4 protein-coding genes, 1 tRNA gene and 1 pseudogene are annotated in these 4,770 nt (G+C 36.6%); 5 read left to right on the top strand and 1 reads right to left on the bottom strand.

All coding sequences use genetic code 11. From position 1 onward, the window contains the following. Positions 1-127, bottom strand: a pseudogene (locus tag F6K13_RS18890) (photosystem II D2 protein (photosystem q(a) protein)); the annotation flags it as partial. A 1,352-nt stretch (positions 128-1,479) separates the two neighbouring features. Between F6K13_RS18890 and F6K13_RS18885 the strand changes: the two are divergent. The 5 genes from F6K13_RS18885 to F6K13_RS18865 all read left to right on the top strand — a co-directional run bounded on the left by F6K13_RS18885 (position 1,480) and on the right by F6K13_RS18865 (position 4,424). Continuing rightward, positions 1,480-1,746 (top strand): hypothetical protein, encoded by a 267-nt coding sequence (locus tag F6K13_RS18885; RefSeq protein ID WP_124144686.1) that lies wholly within the window; start codon positions 1,480-1,482, stop codon positions 1,744-1,746. Then, positions 1,743-2,423, top strand: coding sequence for an energy-coupling factor ABC transporter ATP-binding protein (locus F6K13_RS18880; protein WP_124144687.1), 681 nt, complete (start codon positions 1,743-1,745; stop codon positions 2,421-2,423). The genes F6K13_RS18885 and F6K13_RS18880 overlap by 4 nt, the downstream gene beginning before the upstream one ends. A gap of 522 nt (positions 2,424-2,945) precedes the next feature. Further along, the gene (locus tag F6K13_RS18875; RefSeq protein ID WP_124144688.1) at positions 2,946-3,491 is read left to right on the top strand and encodes an NYN domain-containing protein; all 546 of its coding nucleotides are present in this window, start codon (positions 2,946-2,948) and stop codon (positions 3,489-3,491) included. A gap of 156 nt (positions 3,492-3,647) precedes the next feature. Further along, positions 3,648-3,719, top strand: a tRNA-Asn gene (locus F6K13_RS18870). A gap of 243 nt (positions 3,720-3,962) precedes the next feature. Further along, a complete protein-coding gene (locus tag F6K13_RS18865; RefSeq protein WP_240038923.1) occupies positions 3,963-4,424 on the top strand; it encodes an aminotransferase class V-fold PLP-dependent enzyme in 462 nt (153 codons plus the stop codon). The last annotated feature ends 346 nt before the right edge of the window (positions 4,425-4,770 follow it).

The following is a 4,770-nucleotide window of genomic DNA, read 5'->3' as shown; positions in this document are numbered from 1 at the left end:
GGAATGCACATGGGAACAAGAGTATACCAGACCAGCCTACAAATACGAAGCGATCGCGTTTCAGCCAGTCATCCAGGACATCAAATGGTCCTCTTTGACTCTGCGGGCGTCCGACTGCTACAGTCATTACGGAATTCTCCAAATAATTATGATAACTACAGGTAACGTTTTTATCTCAACCTTCTCTTAATAATTATTGTTCTGCCATAGCAGAATATGAGAGGTTTTGTAAACATTGTTTAAATTTCTTTACCTTAGTTATCATTATATAGATAATTTCTCGTTGGAGCAACAAAAAAAAATAGTTTTTAGAGACGATTTGTTTTTTATATTTTAGATTTAGACTTTGAAGTTAAGTATTCTCAATGGTTATGGGGCAAGCTCAGATAACTTTGTTTAAATCTTATAGGGAATCAAGAGCTGTGCCAAAAGTATTCAAAGTACAGATTGGCAGTTGGATAAGTATTTAAAATGGACAATGTTAATAGTTGATAAAAATATAGTCACATAAGACATATTCTTCGGATCGCAGGTGTCACCCTGACCCTCGTGAACTTCAAAACCCTCTATCCAATAGTCAAAGACAAAAGGGAGCTGCTTTTTTGATTATATTAACAGACCCGTTCACGCACCTTATTGATTAATCCTTTGCTGGCGGTACGATACAAACCTACTGGACCGACACACCTTAAATGGTGCATTAGATTCAATTCAAAAGTCAAAAGTCAAAAGTAAGAATTTTCAAGTTAAAAGCTAATGCACAATTTTAGCTGTGTCAGTCCACTACTGTTGTGTCAAGCCTAAAATAGGGTAATAGGAAAATGGCAAAATCTAAACTATATATTGTTTTTGTCCAAAACCCTAGGGCGTGTCATCAATTAAAAATTTGACAAAATGGGTATTGTATGGTTTGTGGAGATGGCGATCGCTATGCCAATAAAATGACTGATTCTACCTGTAGGAATTCCTCCCAGAAAGTTTACTGAACGTTTATCTTATCTAGTAGCGATCGCTCTATATTGTTTGAGAAGGCGCGAAAAAATTTTCAATTCATAGACGTGCTTGATACAATATCTCATCGTAATTACGAAGTTCACGCGCAGTTTTTTTTCGGAGGAATCACTACTTCTTTTCCTCTGTAGGTCAAAGGCTCTATCACCTGCTCCTCGGCATCATTTGTTATTCCTGATAGTTATTATTCATAAGCATATTATAATTTTAATGTCAACCTCTTTAATTGATGACACGCCCTAATACAACATTTAAAGCTTAACAGGCCACTACGCAAGATTCTGTGATGGTAATTTAGCCTTGAATTCTCAGCCAACTTGATTAGGGCATGAAACGTATGGCCGAGAGTTATTAAATTTTGTCAAATACTTAGTCGCTCTTTTGTACAAATTCACGAAGATATTTGACATTGTTTGAATATATATGACTATATTTATGTATAACGTTTATTATACTTATCACTAAGAAATGTTCACTATTGACATTATTGTGAAATATACCCCCGCACCATTTTCAGTACAACGTAAGTTAGCTGAGGATGCTGAAGCTGTTTATCAACAAGTCCTTGAGTCTATTCGTTCTGGTAATCCTCAAGTTATAGAACTTACTTGTGAGAAAATGCCTGATAAAAAGATTGCTATACTAGCCAGTGAAATTTCTGGTGTCCAGATTTCCCAAAAATCTGGTGCTGCAGCTACTGGAAGACCACCTGGTTTTGTTGCTCTGACACAATGAACCCTAGGGATAACAGTATTCAAATTACTCGTCCAGCGATTGTAGTACAAGACCTTTGTTTTGATTGGCCTAATGGTAGTCAGGTTTTACGTTCTTGTTCTCTAAAAGTACCTAAAGGAGAATTCTGGATGCTCTTGGGTACTAATGGTAGTGGTAAATCAACTTTGTTAAGGGTATTGGCAGGACTTTTGTTTCCTCAGTCTGGAAAAATTCATTTTGAAGGGCGAATGGGTTTTGTTTTCCAAAATCCTGACCATCAATTGGTGATGCCTACTGTGGGAGCAGATGTTGCTTTTGGACTGGTTGAAGAGAGACTTTCTCAACTTCAAATTCGTCATCGGGTAGAAGATGCTTTAACAGCAGTCAATCTTTTAGATTTACAAAGGCGTCCTATATATGCTTTAAGCGGGGGTCAAAAACAAAGGATAGCGATCGCTGGAGCTATTGCTCGTAATTGTGACATCTTGCTGTTGGACGAACCTACTGCTTTACTTGACCCAGACAGTCAATTAGATTTGGTCACTCAAGTTCAAAGCTTGGTGAAAAACAGAGGTATTACTGCTCTGTGGGTTACTCATCGTCTAAATGAGCTGGATTATTGTGATGGAGCATTTGTATTAGATCGAGGTCAAGCAGTAATACAGAAACCCGAAACTGTTGAAGAAAAGTTTGAGTGACATCCTCCCGATGCTGACTTTTACATTGATGATTTTAGTGGGGGGTTGAACGGATCAAATCAGCTTGGGGGAGTCCATGTATCCCGGCGCTAATCTTTCAGATATAGCGCGGGACTTAGAGCTGCCCCTAGCACCCTCAATCAGTTAAATATTTGGCTTAAACTTGAACTTCCTAATCTACATTACTCTCAAAGATACAAAGATACAAAGTATTAAGAAGGAGGAATGGTAGATAGGGATGATAGTAGAAATAGAAAAAATCAAACTAGGCAGATAGTGATTCGATACCTCCCTGAGATAAAACTTTAATCTCCAAAAAATAGGTTAAGAAGAATCAATGTCCTTGTGGAAAATATTAATCTATAGAAAATTTATCTCACTATTACAGTAAAATTTCTGATCCTTAAACTCTCAAGCTTTGAAAGTTTAGGGATTATTTTTTTTGACCACTATAGAATCTGAATAAATGTTATATTACATTAGTATTTGTTAACATTCTGTGGAGAATTATCCCTTTGAATCATGTCACGCTCTTTAAGACGAAAGGTTATGCTCGTAGATGGCTATAATGTTATTGGTATCTGGCCTCGCCTCCAAGAAAGCTTTAGGATTCATGGCTTGGAAACAGCAAGACGAGATTTGATAGAAGCGATGGTAAATTATAGTGCTAGTCAAGATTTGAATACTCGTATAGTATTTGATTCTCAATACCAGTATACTCCTACAGTTAAAGAGGTTATTACCGATCGTTTATCTGTTTATTATACAGAATTCGGCCAGACAGCAGATACATATATAGAAAAAGCTTGTGCTAATCTTCGTCAAGAGATGCGCCTGTCTAAGAGTAGGTTAATTGTTGCGACTTCAGATCGTGTTCAACAACTTACTGTGGTAGGTTATGGTGCAGAATGGATATCTTCTCAACAGCTTGCCCATGACATTGAAAGTGTAGCAAGTAGCGTTCGGCGTAGATGTCAACGAAGCAAAAGAACATCAGGCCGTTTTTTGGCTAATTACCTAGACCTAGAGTCTCAAAAGCGCCTAGCTGAACTAAGAATGGGTAAATAGCTTTTACTTATTACCATAATAATACCTGAAAGTCAAATTAGTTTAATAAAACTAAATTATTATAACTATTAATAAAAAAAATATAAAAAAGGGTTGCAAAATATGTTGAGTTAGGGTTAAGATTAGTAATCGTAGCTCAGAGATAAAGTTACATATTCCTCGGTAGCTCAGCGGTAGAGCGGTCGGCTGTTAACCGATTGGTCGCAGGTTCGAATCCCGCCCGGGGAGTTTAAAAATTTTAGGTTCTTGACCTAGAGAATAGTTAGTAGTTCTATTTTTATACTAAAATCTTAAGTTCAAGATTCTAGAACTAATAAATTAATGTTTCAGTACGAACATACCAATAACTAGCCTCTATATTGGTCTGTTAACCAAAATGTTACTTTTCTCAATCATGGGTCTTTTGAAGCATGTCCATTGCAGGTATTGACAGCTCAGATGAGACTGCAGGAACAGTTGGAAACATAAGCAGTGCATTTTTTTGTCCGAGAGTTTCAAACTCTACTGGATGAAGGTAAAGAAAAGTTAGCAAAATTTGTAGGTACAAAGTCAGAGAAGTTAGTATTTGTTCCAAATGCAACCACTGGGATAAATGCAGTATTACGCTCACTCAACTTTTCCCCCACCGATGAGTTATTAACCACAGACCAAGAATACAACGCTTGTCGTAATGCCCTGAATTTTGTTAGCGATCGCACAGGTGTAAAAGTGATAGTCGCATCTCTACCTTTTCCAGTAGAGTCTCCGCAACAAATAATTGAAGCAGTTATCAAACATATTTCACCAAGAACAAAACTCGCATTGCTTGACCACATTAGTAGTCAAACACCATTTGTATTTCCCATTAAACAACTGGTAAAAGAATTAGCTAAACGAGGTGTGGATACATTAGTAGATAGATGGTGCTCATGCAGTGGGGATGATTCCACTTAATTTAGAGGAAATAGGGGCATCTTATTATACGGGAAATTGTCATAAAACGCTACAGTTACTTCACAAAAGCTGAAAGTTGAGCAAGAGAGTAAAAAAGCAATTTTATCTGAAATACAAGTATACAAATAATTATGTAATCTTCCCATCCCCAATATATTTATCAATCATCTGTTGAGTGCTGAAATGCTGATAGCTAGTTAACAATAGTTGACCTAAGTCGATCCATAACAATAGTTAGTGATCAATCTAAAAAAAATATCAATCACTAACTATTTCCTACTTACCTGATGAAACTAATTTTGAGTACTTTTCAACTGTTACTTACTCATCAACTTTCAAGTCCTTA

The sequence above is a fragment of the Okeania sp. SIO2B9 genome (assembly GCF_010672505.1).
In the GTDB taxonomy this organism is placed as follows: Bacteria; Cyanobacteriota; Cyanobacteriia; order Cyanobacteriales; family Microcoleaceae; genus Okeania; species Okeania hirsuta.
The sequence above is the reverse complement of the archived record's forward strand: the minus strand, read 5'-3'. Positions and strand labels throughout refer to the sequence as shown.

Bases quoted from the DNA above. Each gene is read 5' to 3' on its own strand.
- F6K13_RS18875 (WP_124144688.1), top strand. From the start codon at position 2,946: ATGTCACGCTCTTTAAGACGAAAGGTTATGCTCGTAGATGGCTATAAT.
- F6K13_RS18880 (WP_124144687.1), top strand. From the start codon at position 1,743: ATGAACCCTAGGGATAACAGTATTCAAATTACTCGTCCAGCGATTGTA.
- F6K13_RS18885 (WP_124144686.1), top strand. From the start codon at position 1,480: ATGTTCACTATTGACATTATTGTGAAATATACCCCCGCACCATTTTCA.